12 protein-coding genes are annotated in these 16,345 nt (G+C 73.2%); 11 read left to right on the top strand and 1 reads right to left on the bottom strand.

Features of this window, described 5'->3' with window-relative positions:
• The 9 genes from BMY40_RS25795 to BMY40_RS25755 form a co-directional block, all read left to right on the top strand.
• Window positions 1-1,997, top strand: a 1,997-nt coding sequence (locus tag BMY40_RS25795; RefSeq protein WP_143071825.1) for an amino acid adenylation domain-containing protein, incomplete at its 5' end; no start/stop codon positions are given.
• On the top strand, window positions 1,994-7,552 hold the full coding sequence (locus BMY40_RS25790; protein ID WP_245770331.1) for a non-ribosomal peptide synthetase: 5,559 nt from the start codon (window positions 1,994-1,996) through the stop codon (window positions 7,550-7,552). The genes BMY40_RS25795 and BMY40_RS25790, both read left to right, overlap by 4 nt.
• A complete protein-coding gene (locus tag BMY40_RS25785; protein ID WP_143071824.1) occupies window positions 7,549-8,658 on the top strand; it encodes a saccharopine dehydrogenase NADP-binding domain-containing protein in 1,110 nt (369 codons plus the stop codon). The genes BMY40_RS25790 and BMY40_RS25785 overlap by 4 nt, the downstream gene beginning before the upstream one ends.
• Complete coding sequence (locus BMY40_RS25780) at window positions 8,655-9,755, top strand: Gfo/Idh/MocA family oxidoreductase (RefSeq protein ID WP_093663190.1); 1,101 nt, start codon at window positions 8,655-8,657, stop codon at window positions 9,753-9,755. Before BMY40_RS25785 ends, BMY40_RS25780 begins: the two co-directional genes overlap by 4 nt.
• Complete coding sequence (locus BMY40_RS25775) at window positions 9,746-10,585, top strand: thioesterase II family protein (protein ID WP_093663189.1); 840 nt, start codon at window positions 9,746-9,748, stop codon at window positions 10,583-10,585. The genes BMY40_RS25780 and BMY40_RS25775 overlap by 10 nt, the downstream gene beginning before the upstream one ends.
• A gap of 104 nt (window positions 10,586-10,689) precedes the next feature.
• Window positions 10,690-11,079 carry a nuclear transport factor 2 family protein gene (locus BMY40_RS25770; protein ID WP_093663188.1) on the top strand — a complete coding sequence of 130 codons (390 nt, stop codon included), beginning with the start codon at window positions 10,690-10,692 and terminating at the stop codon, window positions 11,077-11,079.
• Window positions 11,080-11,130: 51 nt separating this feature from the next.
• The gene (locus BMY40_RS25765; RefSeq protein ID WP_093663187.1) at window positions 11,131-12,087 is read left to right on the top strand and encodes an ATP-binding cassette domain-containing protein; all 957 of its coding nucleotides are present in this window, start codon (window positions 11,131-11,133) and stop codon (window positions 12,085-12,087) included.
• A complete protein-coding gene (locus tag BMY40_RS25760; RefSeq protein WP_093663186.1) occupies window positions 12,084-12,890 on the top strand; it encodes an ABC transporter permease in 807 nt (268 codons plus the stop codon). The genes BMY40_RS25765 and BMY40_RS25760 overlap by 4 nt, the downstream gene beginning before the upstream one ends.
• Window positions 12,887-13,639, top strand: coding sequence for an ABC transporter permease (locus BMY40_RS25755; protein ID WP_093663185.1), 753 nt, complete (start codon window positions 12,887-12,889; stop codon window positions 13,637-13,639). The genes BMY40_RS25760 and BMY40_RS25755 overlap by 4 nt, the downstream gene beginning before the upstream one ends.
• Before the next feature lie 75 nt (window positions 13,640-13,714).
• Here the strand turns inward: BMY40_RS25755 and BMY40_RS25750 are convergent, their stop codons facing one another.
• Window positions 13,715-14,314 carry a methyltransferase domain-containing protein gene (locus tag BMY40_RS25750; protein ID WP_218158325.1) on the bottom strand — a complete coding sequence of 200 codons (600 nt, stop codon included), beginning with the start codon at window positions 14,312-14,314 and terminating at the stop codon, window positions 13,715-13,717.
• A gap of 21 nt (window positions 14,315-14,335) precedes the next feature.
• On the opposite strand from BMY40_RS25750, the gene BMY40_RS25745 reads away from it, so the two are divergent.
• Complete coding sequence (locus tag BMY40_RS25745) at window positions 14,336-15,151, top strand: pyridoxine/pyridoxamine 5'-phosphate oxidase (protein ID WP_342745092.1); 816 nt, start codon at window positions 14,336-14,338, stop codon at window positions 15,149-15,151.
• Entirely contained in the window at window positions 15,136-16,332 is a 1,197-nt protein-coding gene (locus BMY40_RS25740) for a 3-deoxy-7-phosphoheptulonate synthase (protein WP_218158323.1), read from the top strand. Before BMY40_RS25745 ends, BMY40_RS25740 begins: the two co-directional genes overlap by 16 nt.
• Window positions 16,333-16,345 lie beyond the last annotated feature (13 nt).

The raw sequence follows: 16,345 nt of genomic DNA, 5'->3' as shown, positions 1-16,345 counted from the left end.
TCTCGCAGACGCCGCAGGTGTGGCTGGACCACCAGGTGATCGAGCAGGACGGCGGTCTGCTGCTGGTGTGGGACGCGGTCGAGGAACTCTTCCCGCCCGGCGTCCTGGACGCCATGTTCACCACCTACACCCGACTGCTCGACCACCTCGGCGACCACGACTGGAACACCCCCCTGCCCCCACTGCTCCCACCCGAGCAGCGCATCGTCCGCGCCGCCGCCAACGACACCACCGGCCCACTGCCCGACACCCTCCTGCACGACGGCTTCTTCGCCCACGCCGCCCGCACCCCCCACCGCACCGCCCTGCTCACCCAGGACGACCACGTCACCTACCACGACCTCGCCGACCAGGCCCTGCGCATCGCCGCAACCCTGCGGGACCGCGGAACCACCCCGGGCGAACCGGTCGGCGTCACCCTGCCCAAGGGACCGGACCAGATCGCCGCCGTCCTCGGCGTCCTGGCCGCCGGAGCCGCCTACGTCCCCGTCGGCGTCGACCAGCCACCCGAGCGCCGCAAGCGGATGTACCAACGCGCCGGAGTACGAACCGTGCTGACGCGCGAGAGCATGGACGCGCCACCCGGAGAACCGGCGGCGGTGCCCCTGGCCGACTGCGCCGCGTCCGCCCCGCTGGACGCACCCCTGCCCGGGAACCCCGACGGACTGGCCTATGTGATCTTCACGTCGGGGTCCACCGGTGAACCCAAGGGCGTGGCCGTCTCCCACCGCGCCGCCATGAACACCATCACCGACCTCAACGACCGCTGCCACGTCACCGCCGACGACCGCGTCCTGGCCCTGTCCGCCCTGGACTTCGACCTCTCCGTCTACGACACCTTCGGCCTGCTCACCGCCGGCGGCACCCTCATCCTCCCCCACCACGACCACCGCACCGACCCCGACCACTGGCACCACCTCGCCCACACCCACCACCCCACCATCTGGAACACCGTCCCAGCCCTGCTGGACATGCTCCTGACCACCACCACCGACGACCACCCCCTCCCCCACACCCTCCGCCTCGCCCTCGTCTCCGGCGACTGGGTCCCCCTCGACCTCCACCCCCGCCTCACCCACCACCTCCCCCACTGCACCCTCATCGCCCTCGGCGGCGCCACCGAAGCCGGCATCTGGTCCAACCACCACCACATCACCACCGTCCCCCCGCACTGGACCTCCATCCCCTACGGCCGCCCCCTGCGCAACCAGCACTACCGCGTCGTCAACCACCACGGACACGACGCACCCGACTGGGTCCCCGGCGAACTCTGGATCGGCGGCCACAGCCTCGCCCTCGGCTACCACAACGACCCCCACACCACCAACCGCAAATTCCCCCGCACCCACAACACCCGCTGGTACCGCACCGGAGACCTCGGACGCTACTGGCCCGACGGCACCCTCGAATTCCTCGGCCGCACCGACCACCAAATCAAGATCAACGGCCACCGCATCGAACTCGGCGAAATCGAAACCGCCCTCACCCAACACCCCCACATCACCACCGCCACCGCCCTCAAAACCCCCCACACACACCAACTCGCAGCCGCCGTCACCCCGGATTCGGAGGCGGCCGGGGACGACTCCGCACTCGACGACCTGGAGGACTTCCTCGCCGAGAGGCTGCCCTCCTACGCCATCCCGCAGGTCTGCCTCGTCCTGGACGCCATGCCGCTGACCCCCAACGGCAAGATCGACCGGCGGGCGGTGGCCGACCTGTTCTCCAAGGAGCGGTCCGGTGGCGGTTCGCAGCCGCCGCGGGGCCCCGCCGAGGAGGCCGTGGCGGCGGTGTGGGAGGAACTGCTGGGCATCTCCGGCATCCACCGGGACGACAACTTCTTCTCCCTCGGCGGCGACAGCCTCATCGCCACCCGCATGGCCCAGGCACTGCGTGAGCGCCACGGCGTCGAGGTCACTCTCCGGCAACTCTTCTCGGCACCGACCGTCGCCGAGACCGCCGCACTGATCGACAGCTTCGAGGAGGGCTCCCTGTGACCCTGTCAGCAGACACTGCCCGTACGCCGGAGACTCTGGTGGCGGATCTGCGCGAACGCGGAGTCCGGTTGTGGGAGGACGGGGGACGGCTGAGGTTCAGGGCCCCCCGCGGCGTCCTCACCGACGAGTGGCGCGAGGCGCTGGCCGCCCACAAGGAGGCCGTCCTGGCGTGTCTGCGGGCGGAGTCGCCGGCGGTCGTCCGCGATCCCGAGCACCGGTACGACCCGTTCCCCCTCACCGACGTGCAGTCCGCGTACCTGCTGGGCCGGCGCGAGGCCTTCGCCTACGGAGGGGTGGGCTGCCAGGTCTACGCGGAGATGGAGTACGCCGAGCTCGATCCCGCACGGCTGGAGTCGGCCTGGAACCGGCTCGTCGGCCGGCACGACATGCTGCGCGCCGTGATCTCCCTGGACGGCCACCAGCGGGTGCTCCCGGAGGTGCCCGACTACCGGATCGAGGTGACGGACGTACGCGGCGCCTCCCCCGCGGAGGCCGACAGGGCCCGGGCCGAGGTGCGTGCCGCGATGGACCACAGCGTCCACGACCCCGAGCGGTGGCCGCTGTTCGCGCTGCGCGTGACCCTTACCGACGCCTGCGCGGTGCTGCACGTGTCGGTCGACTTCCTGATCGCGGACTACCTGAGCGTGCGGACGCTGATGCGCGAGCTGCGGATGCTCTACGACGGTCTGACGCCGCCCCCGCTCGACATCACCTTCCGCGACTACCTGAGCGCGGCCGCGCGCCGCCGGGAGAGCCCCGCCCACGAGCGTGACCGCCAGTACTGGGCACGTCGGCTGGACGAGCTGCCCGCCGCCCCGGAACTCCCCGTGCGCGAGGGGGCCGAGTACCTGCCCGGGCGCTTCCGCCGGCTGTCCTCGACCCTCTCCCCGGAGCAGTGGCAGGCGGTCCGCCGGGCCTCCGCCCGGTGGAACCTCACACCGTCCGCGGCGGTACTGGCCGCGCTCGCGGAGGTGATCGGCCGGTGGAGCGCGAAGCCGCGGTTCTGCCTCAACCTCACCCTGCTCAACCGGGAGCCGCTGCACCCGCAGGTGGACCGGCTCGTCGGCGACTTCACCACCGTCAGCCCGCTGGCGGTGGACACCGCCCCCCTCTCGGCGTTCGGGGAGCGCGCCCGCGCCCTGCAGCAGCGGATGTGGGAGGACATGGACCACCGGCTCTACAGCGGGGTGGAGGTGATGCGGGAGATGGCGCGGCGGCGCGGATCCGCCGCGGCGCTGCTGCCCGTGGTCTTCACCAGCACCCTCGGGACCGCCGGGGACGCCGGCGGCCCCGGGGAGGCCGCCGCGCAGGACGACCCGGCGGAGCGCCCCGTCCACGGGATCAGCCAGACGCCGCAGGTGTGGATCGACGCGCAGGCGGTGGAGTCGGACGGCTGCCTGGACCTGCGCTGGGACGTGCGCGAGGGAGTCCTGCTCCCGGGCGTGGCCGAGGAGATGTTCGACGTGCTGGTGGCACTGCTGCGCCGGCTGGGCAAGGACGCGGCCGTCTGGGAGGAGCCCTCCCCGGTCCCGCTGCCGCGGGCTCAGCAGCGTCGCCGGGACGCGGCGAACGACACCGCGGCCCCCTTGCCGGACGCGCTGCTCCACGACGACCTGGTGACCGCCGCGCGGGCGCACCCCGACCGGCCGGCGGTCGTCTCCAGCGGGCGGACCCTGAGCCACGGCGAGCTGCTCGGCCGGGCGGAGGCGGTGGCCGCACGGCTGCAGGAGGCCGGGTGCACGCCCGGTGAGGTGGTCGGCCTGGTCATGGACAAGGGCTGGGAACAGGTGGCCGGGGCCCTGGGGACCCTGCTGGCCGGCTGCGCCTACCTGCCGCTCGACGCCTCCCAGCCGCGGCTGCGCCGCGAGCGGATCCTCGACGATGCCGGAGTCCGCCACGTGCTGGTCCAGTCGTGGTCCCTGCCGGGGGACGACTGCGGTCGGCACGCCGTCGCGGTGGACGCGCTCGCCGTCCGCGAAGGGGGCGGCAAAAGCGCCGGGGCCCCGCCCGCCGGCCCGGACGACCTGGCGTACGTCGTCTACACCTCCGGCTCGACCGGTGCGCCCAAGGGTGTGATGGTCTCGCACCGGGCGGCCCTCAACACGCTGCGGGACGTCAGCCGGCGGTTCGACGTCACCGCGGAGGACCGCGTGCTCGGCCTGGCGGGCATGGGCTTCGACCTGTCGGTGTACGACGTGTTCGGCGTGCTGGGCGCCGGCGGCACCCTCGTGCTGCCCGACCCGGAGCGGCGCGCCGACCCCTCGCACTGGGCGCAGCTGCTCGCCGAGCACCGGGTGACCGTGTGGAACTCCGTCCCCGCCCAGCTCCAGTTGCTGGAGGACTACCTCGCCGTCGAGCCCGCCGCCGGTCTGGACGCGCTGCGGCTGGCCCTGCTCAGCGGCGACTGGATCCCCGTGGCCCTGCCCGACCGGGTGCGCCGCCGCCTGCCCGGCCTGCGGCTGGTGAGTCTCGGCGGCGCGACCGAGGCGGCCGTGTGGTCCATCGCCCACCCCATCGGCGAGGTGGATCCGGACTGGCGCAGCATCCCGTACGGCAGGCCGCTGACCAACCAGACCTTCCACGTCCTGGACCCGTGGCTGCGGTCCTGCCCGGAGCACGTGCCCGGTGAGCTGTACATCGGCGGGGCCGGCCTCGCCCTGGGGTACCTCGGCGACGCGGCGAGGACCGCCGAGCGGTTCGTGTACCACCCCCGCACCGGTGAGCGGCTGTACCGCACCGGGGACAGGGGGGTGTACAGAGAGGACGGCGTCATCGAGTTCCTCGGCCGGCAGGACCGCCAGGTCAAGATCCGTGGCCACCGGATCGAGCTGGCCGAGACCGAGGCGGCCCTCTCCTCCCACCCGGCCGTGGCGTCGGCCCACGCGCTGGTCGACGGCGACGGGCCGCTGGATCGCCGCCTGCTGGCGTACGCCCGGCTGGCCACCGGGGCGCGGTCGGTGCCGGACTGCGGCGCCGAGCGGCTCCTGGCGGCGGCCTCGGCCCGCGGGGACGCCGCGGTCCGGGACGTCGACCCCGCCGAGCTGTCGGAGTTCATGCGGCGGCTGGACCGGGCCGGGCTGCTGGCCATGCTGCACGCCTTCAACCGGCAGGGCCTGTTCCGGTCGCCCGGCGACCGCCACACCGTGCCCGAGGTGCTGGAGGCGACGGCGGCGGCACCCTGCCACCACCGGCTGGTGCGCCGCTGGCTGAAGTCCCTCACCGAGGCGGGCCTGCTCACCCGCCACGGCGACGCCTACGCGGCGGCCGGGCCCGTCTCCGGGGAGGATCTGGACGCGGCATGGCGCGAGGTGGACGCGCTCCAGCGTGAGGAGTGGTACAGGGCCGACCTCATCGGCTACTTCCGCACCTGCGCCGAGCGACTGCCCGAACTGCTGCGCGACGAGATCGATCCGCTGCCGCTGCTCTTCCCCGAGGGAGGACTGGACCTCTCCTACGCCGCCTACCGCGACAACGTCCTCAGCCGCTACGTCAACCACGCCGTCGTCGGGCTGGTCCGCGAGCTGGCCGCGGCGCACGAGGGGCCACTGCGGCTGCTGGAGGTGGGCGCGGGCGTCGGCGGGACCAGCACCGTACTCGTCCCGGAGATCGCCGACACCGATGTGCGCTACCTGTTCACCGACGTGTCGCAGTTCTTCCTGGGCGAGGCCCGCCGACGTTTCGGCGACCGCGTCGACTACGGCCTGTTCGACATCAACGGCGACGCGCGGGAGCAGGGCCGGCTCCCGAACTCGCAGGACGTGGTGCTGTGCGCCAACGTCCTGCACAACGCCCGGCACGTGGACACCGTCCTGGCGCGGCTGCGCGAACTGCTGGCTCCCGGGGGGTGGCTGGTCTTCATCGAGACCACGCAGGAGAACGTGCAGATCATGACCTCGATGGAGTTCATGATGCCCGACAGGGATCCGGCCAAGTGGGACTACGAGGACCTGCGCCGGGGGCGGGACCAGACCTTCCTCGACTCCGGGCAGTGGCGGCGCCTGCTCCGGGAGGCCGGCGCGGACACCGTCCTGGAACTGCCGCACGCCGACGGCGTGACGGCACCGCTGGGGCAGCGCGTCTTCGCGGCCCGCTTCAAGGCGGACCGGATACCCGTGCGCCCCGAGGACGTGCTGGAGCACGCCGCCCGGCGCGTCCCGGAGTACATGCTGCCCGCGCGGCTCGAACTCCTCGACGACCTGCCGCTGACCGCCAACGGCAAGACCGACACCGCGGTGCTGCGCGGCTGGGCGGAACGGCACCGCGCCCCCGACGACCCCGGACTGCCCGGCGGAACGGAGCACCTGGACGATCTGGAGCGGCGCGTGGCCGCCGTGTGGGCAGACCTGCTGCGGCTGCCCCGGGTGGGACGCGACGACGACTTCTACCGGCTGGGCGGGGACTCACTGCTGGTGGCGCGGCTGGCGGGGCGTGTCCGCGAGGAGATCCCCGAGGCGGCCGGGCTGCTGTACGACACGGTGCTGCGCGCCGTGCTGAGCCGTCCGACGGTGGCCGCCCTGGCGGAGTTCCTGCGCGACTCCCGCGAGCACACGGAAGGCACCGGCGGGGACGGCCCGGCCGACTCGCCGCTGGTCCCGCTCGGCGGCGCCGGTCCCTCCGGGTCCGGCGCGGAGGGGCCGGAGGGAGCCGAGGGCGCGGCGATGCGCGTGCTGGTCCACGACGGGATGGGCACACTGGCCGCCTACCGGCCGCTGATACCGCTGCTGGACGGGCCGGGCCCGCTGGTGGGACTCGCCGTCCCCGCGCACGAGCCGTACGCGCGGGAGGACCCCGAGGACCTCATCGTGCGGCGTGCGGCCCACTACACGCGCTGCCTGCTGGAGACCGGGCACACCCGCTTCCAGGTCGTCGGCTACTGCATGGGCGGGCTGCTGGCCACGGAGGTCGCCCGGCAGCTGGCCGAGTCGGGGGCGCTGGTGGAGAACCTGACCATCGTGAGCAGTTACGCACTGCCTCACACCGTCGAGGACGAACTGGTGCTGGAGTACGTCTTCGCACGGCTGCTGAACGCCGACACCGAGGAGCTCGGTTACCCCGACGACACCGCGACCGCGCACGTCTTCCGGGCGGTGCTGGAGCACACGCCCGGCCGGGTGCCCTCCGGGTCCCCGGACTCCCTGACCGGGGACCCCGTGGTGGAGGAGGCGGCACGCAGGTTCGCCGCGCTGCGGAAGGTGCCGCAGCGGGAGCGGCTCGCCGCGATCGGCCGCGCGGCACGCGGTGACGGCGACGGTGACGGTGACGGCTTCCCGGTGGACCTGGAGGCGGTCTACTCCCTGTACCGCACGAGTATGACGGCGGTCACCCGGCACCGGGCCACGCCGTACGCGGGCGATGTCGTCCTGCTGCGCGAGGACGAGGCGACCGGCTTCCTGCCCTGGCTGCGGGCGGACATGACGGAGTTCTGGCGGGAACTGTGCCTGGGCGACCTCGAGATCGTCGACGTACCCGGCGACCACTTCTCCTGTATGCGCCCGCCGCACGTCGGCCGTGTCGCGCGCGAGCTGGACCGGCTGCACCGGGGAGGTGGCCGGTGACCGCCGTGCTCGGTCTGCTCGGCTCCGGTGGTGCTGTCGGAAGACATGTCGCCCCCCTGCTGGTGGACGGTGGCGCCCGGGTGCTGCTGGGCGGCCGCGACCGGGCGCGGCTGGACCGGTCGCCCGGCCACGAGCGGGTGGTGGTCGACGTGGACGACCCGCATGGCCTGGAACGGTTCGCCAGGAGGTGCGACGTGGTCGTGGACTGCACGGGACCCGCCCGGCGCACGGCGCCCCGGGTGCTGCGCGCCGCGCTGGCCGGGGGCGCGCACTACGTGGGCGCGTCGGGCGGGGAACTGCTCGACGGGCCGGGGTCCGGGGAGTTCGGGGATCCGGACGGAGGGCTGTGCGCGGTGCTGGGCGCGGGGATGGCGCCCGGTCTCTCGGCACTGCTGCCCCGCGCGCTGGCCGCCGGCCTCGGCCGGCCGGAGCGGCTGGTCGCGTACGCCGGCGGCCGGGACCGCTTCACCTGGGCATCGGCACAGGACTACGTGGCCGGCGCCCGGGACGGCGGCGGGCGCTCCCTCAGCGCGTGGTCCGGCGGGTGCCGGGTGCCCGGCGCCCTGACCCCCCTCACCGGCGCGGAGCTGCCCTTCTTCCCCGGGCCCGTCACGGCGTACCCGTTCCTCAGCGCCGAGACGGAGCGGCTGGCCCGGGATCTGGGGCTGGCCGAGGCCCACTGGTACAACGTCTTCGACGGCGGACACGCGCTGCGCGCGCTGTCCTCCCCCTCGGACGGAGACCTGCGGGAGGCGGCCGGGCGACTGGTCCGTGCCGCGGAACTGGACCTGTTCGGCCGCACGCCGTACCAGCTCATGGTCTTCCGGCTGGAGGGGGAGCGCGACGGCCGCCCTCACCGCCGGACCCTGGTGCTGCGGGCCGACGACAGTTACGCGCTCACCGCCGCGTTCACCGCGTTCGCCGTCCGGTGTGTGCTGGCGGGGGAGGTGGCGCCCGGTCCGCTTCCGGCGGACGAGGCCGTCGACGCCCGCACGGCACCGGACCGGCTGGCCGCCATGCCGGGGGTCGGCCACCTGCGGATCGTCGAGGACGCCCCGCCGGTGGAGGAAGAGGACGCCCCACCGGTGGAGGAGGGAGTGCTGTGACGGCGAACGTGGTGGTCTGCGGGACCGGGTTCGGCCGGGTCTACCTGCGCGCGCTGGAGGCCGGCGGCCCGGACGCGCCGCGGGGAGCCGGGGACCTGCGGCTGACCGGTGTCCTCGCCCGCGGCAGCGAGCGGTCGCGGGCCTGCGCCGAACGCGCGGACGTGCCCCTGTACACCGATCCCGGGCAGTTGCCGGCCGACACCGACATCGCCGTGGTCGCGGTGTACGCCGGGGTGAACGGCGGGCCCGGAAGCGAGCTGGCCCGGCAGCTGATGGAGCGGGGCGTCCACGTCCTGCAGGAAGGGCCGCTGCACCACGACGAGTTGGCGGAGTCGCTGCGCGTGGCGCGCCGGGCGGGGGTGGTGTTCCGGGTCAGCACCCACTACGTGCGGGTCGAGCCGGTGCGGAGGTTCATCGCCGCGGCCCGCAGGCTCACCGCCCGCCGGCCGGTGCTCTACGCCGACGCGGCCTGCGGACTCCAGGTCTTCTACCACCTGTTCGACATCCTGCGGCTGGCCCTGGGCGGGCTGCGGCCGTGGTCCTTCGAGGACGCGCGGCCCACTCCGGTGTTCCACACCCTGACCGGGACGGTGCGCGACGTACCGCTGACCCTGCGCGTGCAGAACCAGTTGAACCCGTCGGATCCGGACAACCACGCCCATCTGCTGCACCGGATCACACTCGGCACGGACGGCGGCAGTCTGACGTTGTCCGACACCCACGGGCCGCTGCTGTGGAGCCCGCGCCCCCACTTCCCGTCCGAGGAGCGGTCGCTGACGCGGCTGGAGGAGGCGGCGTCCGGCCACCTCGACCATGCCGCGACCACCCCGCTGGGCGATGCCGCGGCCCCCAGCTACCGGGAGGTCGTGGGGAGGCTGTGGCCGGACGCCGCGCTGCGCGCGCTGACGGAACTGCACGAGGCCGTGCGCGAGGGGCACCATCCGCTGGCCGAGGGGCACGCCCAACTCGCCGTCTCGCACGCCTGGCGGGACGCCGCCGTGCGGCTGGGCCCGCCGGAACTGACCGACGCGACGGCCGTGAGGCCGATCGGCGCCGGGGAACTGGCCGGGGAACTGGAGGTACCGCGATGCACCTGAACCGGACGACGCGGATCGTCACCGGCCCGGGCAGGGGCGAGGAGGAGCGGCGGCGCTGGCTGCGCCCGCTGGGCGGACAGGGCCCCGGCTCCGGGGGAGGACAGCGGATCAGGCTGGTCTGCTTCCCCCACGCGGGGGGCGCCGCGGGCTCCTTCCGGCCCTTCGCGCCGCTGCTCCCCGGCGGCGTCGACCTGCTGGCGGTGCAGTATCCCGGGCGCCACGACCGTACCGGGGAGCCGTGCGCGACCCGTATGGACGAGCTGGCGGGCCCCCTCGCCGCGGCCCTGGCCCCCGTCTCCGGGGACGGTCTGGTGCTGCTGGGGCACAGCATGGGGGCGGCGGTCGCCGCGGAGGTCGCCGCGCGGCTGGAGGAGCGCACCGGAAGTTCTCTGCTGCGGCTGTTCGTCTCCGGTCGCCCGGCCCCGGGGACCCGGGACCCCGTGTCGGTGCACGAGGGAGGGGACGAAGCTCTGCTGGCGGATCTGAAGCGACTCGGCGGCACGGACGAGGCGCTGTTCTCGGACCCGGCGCTGCAGAGTCTCGTCCTGCCGTCGCTGCGGGCGGACTACCGGCTGATCGAGACCTACCGGCCGCCGGAGGGCCGCCGGCTGCGCACCCCGATCACCGCGCTGACCGGGGACAGCGACCCCGAGGTGACTCCCGAGGAGGCGGAGGCGTGGCGGTCCTGCTCGTCGGGCCCGTTCCGTCTGCACGTCTTCCCCGGGGGCCACTTCTACCTGCTGGAGCGCCCTGTGGCGGTGCTGGGAGCCGTACTGGCGGATCTCGGCCGCGGAGCCCCGGCGGGTCTGGAGTGGCCGTCCACCCCCTGAGAACGGTGCCGCGACCGCCGCGAGTCGGTGGAGACGGCGAAGGGCCGGGGGGAACAATGAGCAGAAGAAAGACAGAAGCGGACAGGAAAGGAATCGGACAACAAATGGCCGAGATCGACCGAATCACCATGGAGAAGGAACTCTTCGCCCTGGAGGAAGCGGGCTGGGAGGCCATCTCCTCCGCGAACGGCGACTTCTACCGGCGACTCGTCACCCCGGAAACACTCGTGGTCGAGCACGACGGAGTGGCCACGGGCGACGATCTGGTGGCCGAGATCGACGGCAACGAGTCGCCGTTCGAGAACTTCAGGCTGGATGACCGCCGCCTCGTCCCGCTGTCGCCGGACTCCGCCGTCGTCACCTACCGGGCCACCGCCGACGTCACCGGAAGGGGCACCTTCAGGTTGTACATGTCGAGCGTCTGGGTACGCCGGGAAGAAGGCTGGAAGCTGATGTTCCATCAGCAGACCCCCGCCTCCCAGCAGGAGGGGTGAGGAGGCCGGCGGACTCGCGAGGGAAATGACCGACGGGCGGGAGGAAAACGATTGCCTGGGGCCGGAATCGAGGTCGAGGGACTCCGCAAACGCTACGGGGAGAAGACCGCGCTGGAGGATGTGACGTTCTCGGTGGCCCCGGGCACCCTGCTCGGTCTGCTGGGGCACAACGGTGCGGGGAAGACCACCACCATCGACTGCCTGACCACCCTGCTCCGCCCCGACGGCGGGCACGCGCGGGTGGCGGGGCACGATGTGGTGGCCGAGCCGGAGGAGGTGCGCCGTTCCATCGCGCTCACCGGCCAGTTCGCCGCACTGGACGAGATGCTGACCGGGCGGGAGAACCTGGTCCTCTTCGGGCGCCTGCTGCGGCTCGGCGCCCGGAACGCCGCCAGGCGGGCCGACGAACTCCTGGAGCGGTTCCGTCTGTCGGACGCCGGCGGCCGGCCGGTCAAGGAGTACTCCGGCGGCATGCGCAGGCGGCTGGACCTGGCGGCCGGCCTCGTCGTCGACCGCCCCGTCCTCTTCCTCGACGAGCCCACGACCGGGCTCGACCCCCGCAGCCGCGAGGAGGTGTGGAGCGTCGTGGAGGAACTCCGGCGAGGGGGCACCACGACACTGCTGACCACCCAGTACCTGGAGGAGGCCGACCGGCTGGCGGACCGGGTGGTGGTGCTCGGATCGGGGCGGGTCACGGCCGAGGGCACACCCGGCGAGCTCAAGGACCGGGTCGGCGGCCGGGTCTGCGAGGTGAAGGTGGCTCCGGAACGGCACGACGAGGCCGCGGCGGCGCTGCGGAGGGCCCTGGGGGAGGTGTCGGGGAGGAACGGCACCCTGGTGGTACCTGCGCCTCGCACCTCGGTGGTGGCGCAGGTGCTCGGCCTCCTGGAGCACGAGGGCGTGGACCCGGAGAACGTCACTCTCCGCAAGCCGAGTCTGAACGAGGTGTTCTTCGCCCTCACCGACCCCGAGGCCGCCCCCGGCCCTCCGGAGGAAAGCCGTACATGACAACGACGACGGAACGCCCCCGTGCCGGGGCGTCGACCGAACGCGGCGCCGGCAACCTCGCCGCACAGGGCCTGGTGCTGGCGGCACGGAACCTGCGGCGCGGCGCGAACGCGCAGTCGGTGGTGGTCTACACGGTCTTCCCGCTGGTCTTCGTCTTCGGTTTCCTGATGCTCTTCGGCAGGATCTTCGAGGAGCGGGGGCTGGACTACGCCCAGTTCCTCACCCCCGCGATCGTCGTCCAGTGGATGTTCACCGTGGCCAACACCTCGGGGGTGGCCACCGCCTCCGACCGGGACTCGGGGATGCTGTCCCGGTGCCGGTGGATGCCCCTCAACCGGGGCGCGTTCGTCGCGGGGCGGCTGGTCTCGGACGTCGTCTGGGCGCTGGTGGCCGTCGTGGTCATCGGCGCGGCGGGCCATCTGGCGGGCTTCCGCTTCCAGGGCCCGGTCCTCGCGGTCGCCGGCTTCGTCGCACTGGCCGTCGCGTTCGCCCTGACCCTGACGGCGGCCACCACGGCCGTCGGCCTGGTGTCGGCGGGTCCCGAGGCGGCGTCGGCGACGCTGAACCTGCCGTATCTGGTCCTGATCCTGCTGTCGACGGCCTTCGTGCCCGCCTCGGCCTTCCCGGACTGGCTGGAGCCCGCCGTCGAGGCGTCACCGGTCTCTTCGGTCATCGACGCCCTTCGCTCACTGGCGTCCGCGTCGCCGTCGGCCGGGGAGGTGTGGCCGGCCCTGGCCTGGATCGCCGGTCTGCTGGCCGTCGGCGCGTGGGCGTCCACCAAGGCATTCGGGAGGGCGCGATGACGGTCGTGTTCGAAGCGTCGGTGCTCGCCGGGCGCAACATCAGGCGGTTCCTGCGCAGCCCGCAACTGCTGGGCGATGCGCTGGCGTTCCCCCTGATCCTGCTGGTGGCGCTGTACGTGATGTTCCAGGAGGTGGTCGGCGGCGCCGGGGACGAGCCCTACATCGCCCGACTGACCCCGGGGATCGCCCTGTTCAGCGTGGCGTACAGCTGCACCGGGACGGCGGTCGGGTTCTACGGCGACCTGCGCGGCGGCTTCCAGGACCGGCTGCGCACTCTGCCCATCGGACGCTCCGCGGGGCTGCTGGGCCGCATCACCGGCGATCTGGTCAAGTTCGTCCTGGTGACGGCGGTCACGGTACTGGTGGGCTGCCTGCTCGGTTTCCGTTTCGAACGCGGCGCGGTGGCCGCGGTGGGCTTCCTGCTCGTGGTGGTGGCGTTCGCCTCGATCTTCCTGTGGCTCGCGGTGGTGACCGCTCTGTCGGCCGGCAGTCAGGAGACGGCCTCGGGGCTGCTGAACGCCCCGGTCACGCTCCTGCTGCTGCTGTCGACGACGCTGGTGCCGGCCGAGGCGTTCCCCGGGTTCGTGCAGCCGGTGGTGCGCGCGAACCCGCTGTCGTGCGCCCACGGCGCGCTGATGGGACTGTCCTCGGGCGGCCCGGTGCTGGTGCCCGTGCTGCAGACGCTGGCCTGGGTCGTCGCGGCCACCGCCGTGCTGGCGCCGCTGGCGGTACGGCTCGGCAGGAGATGACGGCGCGGCCGCCCCCCGCCGCTCCCCCGGGCACCGGCTCGCCGGGCCGGGAGGGAGCGGCGGACCCGCCGGACGTCAGACGGGGAGGAGTTCGAGCAGTTCGTACCGCAGCTCCCCGTCGGGGTAGACGCCGACGGCACGGCGGCGCGGCACCGGCGACCATCCGTGCTCCCGGGCCACCCGCTCCAGCAGCTCGTCGTCGCCGAGGTCGGTGAAGCCCAGCAGCACTCTTCCGCCGGGATTGAGGTGATCACGGACCCCGTCGAAGAACTTCCGGTGCGTGGCGTAACCGGGATCGCAGAACGCCAGGTCGAGCATGGCGTCCCGGTCCGCCTCCGGCCCCTCCGGGGCCGCCGGATCCCCGAAGGAGGCCTCCACGAAATTAGAATTCCAGAAGACCACGTCATAGCGGTCGTTCTCGGTGAGCGGCTCGAACATGTCGCCGCACAGCACGGTGACCCGGTCGGAAACCCCGTGCCGCTCGGCGTTCTTCCGAGTGTTCTCGGCGGATACCGGGCCGATGTCGATCGCGGTCACACGGTCACATCCCCGGTGGGCGGCGGTCACCGCTATATATCCGGTGCCGCTGCCGATCTCGCAGAAGGAACCGCCGACGGGATAGGGGACCCATTCCGCGTAGAGCAGGGCGGACGGTGTCAGATTCGGGGCGTACACGCCAGGAAGGAGGTCCCATTCGTGGCCACCGAGACGGAATGTCCGGGGCTCGGTGATCTCCCGGTGGCGTTCCCTGAGGCGGATTACTCGTTCACGATCACGCGTTTCCACAGTCTTCCTCCTCTTTCTTTTCCGAAGGAAGCATACGCAAGAAGGGATGTCACGTTGAGAGTGGAAAGGATCCGGGAGGGAAATCCCGTCCAGGAGGGTACGGAAAAGCGGCGCGACCGGCTGATGAGGGAGGGCATGGGCGACGCGGACGCGGTGGGCGATCCGCTGGTCCGGTTCCGCGACTGGCACCGGGAGTGGGCCCGGACACGTCCCTACGACGCGGCCGCCGCGGTTCTGGCGACGGCGGACGCCGAGGGCAGGCCGACGGCGCGTTTCGTCGATCTCGCCCGCACCGACCACGGATTCGTCTTCTTCACCGGCCACCGCAGCCGCAAGGCCCTGGACCTGGCGGTGAACCCGTGGGCGCAACTGTGCTTCGGCTGGCTCGATCTGGGCCGCCAGGTCCGTGCGGCGGGACCGGTGGAGCGCCTTGACCCACTGGCCTGCGACGACCACTACACCCGGCTGCCGCGCCCCGTGCAGCTCCTGGCCTGGGCCACCGACCAGCAGGCCGTGGTGTCCGGCTCCGGGGCGGTGCGGGACGCCGTCGCGTCCGCCGCCGAGCGGTTCGCGGGTCAGGAGGTGCCGCGGCCCGAGGAGTGGGGTGGTTTCCGCCTGGTCCCCGAAAGCGTCGAGTTCTGGCAGGACCGAGCGGACCACGTACCCGACCGACTGCGCTACCAGCTCACCGACAGCGGCTGGTCGCGGCAGTGGATAGCGCCGTGACCCCCACGGCACCGGCCGGGGTCAGGAGGGCACGGCAGCAGCCGCCGTGGCCCGATGGAGACGAACTCGCTCAGGTGGAAGCCGAGTTGGCCGCCCGCCCCGGTCTGGTCACCGAGGGCGAGTACACGGCGCTGCGGGACGCTCTGGCGCGTGCCTCGCGCGGTGAGGCACTGGTGCTGCAGGCCGGTGACTGCGCCGAGCGGTTCGCGGACGCGGCGCCGGCCGCCGTCGACCGGCGCGCGGAGTACCTCTACTCACTGGCCGACGCGATGAGCACGGCGTCCGGGCTGCCGGTGGTGCCGCTGGGCCGGATGGCGGGCCAGTACGCCAAGCCCCGCTCCGCCGAGTCCGAGACCCGCGCGGACGGCGTACGGCTGCCCGTCTACCGGGGCGACGCCGTGAACGGGCCCGAGGCCGAGCCGCCGGCCCGCTCCTGCGATCCGCGGCGGCTGCTCGCCGCGTACGATCATGCCGCCGCCGTTCTCGGCCGGGTGCGCGCCACCTGGCCCGGCCGGCCGGCGGGCAGGCGGCTGTACGTCTCGCACGAAGGGCTGCTGTGCGCCTACGAGTCCCCCCTGGAGCGCCGAGGAGCCGACGGGGTCCACGCCTCCTCGGCGCACTCGGTGTGGATCGGTGACCGGACCCGGGCTCTGGACGGCTGGCACGTGGAGTGGGCGGCGGGACTGGGCAATCCCGTCGGCGTCAAGCTCGGGCCCTCGATCACCCCGGCCGAGGCCGTACGGCTCAGCCACGTCCTCAACCCGGCGGGCGTGGAGGGGAAACTGCTGTTCATCGTCCGCCTGGGCGCCGGTCCCGCGCGCAGGCTGCTGCCCGGCCTGGTCGCCGAGGTGGCACTCCGGGGCGCACCGGTGGTGTGGCTGTGCGATCCCCTGCACGGCAACACCTGGCGGCTGCGCTCTGGGCGGAAGACCCGGCCCGTGGAGGCGGTGCGGGACGAGGTCTCGGTGTTCGCCCGGATCGTGCGCGCCCACCGACAGTGGCCCGCCGGACTGCATCTGGAGACGACCCCCGAGGACGTCACCGAGTGCGTCTCCGCACCGGACCACACGCCCGTCCCGGCCTTGCGTGTCGCCTTCCCCCGCTACACCAGCGCTTGCGACCCTCGGCTCAATCCCGGGCAGACCGCCGATGTCCTGGCCCGGTTCGCCGAATCGCTGTGAAGCACCCGCCCGA

Origin of the sequence: Streptomyces radiopugnans (assembly GCF_900110735.1) — a bacterium.
Lineage (GTDB): Bacteria > Actinomycetota > Actinomycetes > Streptomycetales > Streptomycetaceae > Streptomyces > Streptomyces radiopugnans.
The sequence above is the reverse complement of the archived record's forward strand: the minus strand, read 5'-3'. Positions and strand labels throughout refer to the sequence as shown.

Excerpts from the sequence above, each read along its gene's own strand:
- BMY40_RS25755 (WP_093663185.1), top strand. The coding sequence starts at position 12,887 with ATGACGGTCGTGTTCGAAGCGTCGGTGCTCGCCGGGCGCAACATCAGG.
- BMY40_RS25770 (WP_093663188.1), top strand. The coding sequence starts at position 10,690 with ATGGCCGAGATCGACCGAATCACCATGGAGAAGGAACTCTTCGCCCTG.
- BMY40_RS25760 (WP_093663186.1), top strand. The coding sequence starts at position 12,084 with ATGACAACGACGACGGAACGCCCCCGTGCCGGGGCGTCGACCGAACGC.
- BMY40_RS25775 (WP_093663189.1), top strand. The coding sequence starts at position 9,746 with ATGCACCTGAACCGGACGACGCGGATCGTCACCGGCCCGGGCAGGGGC.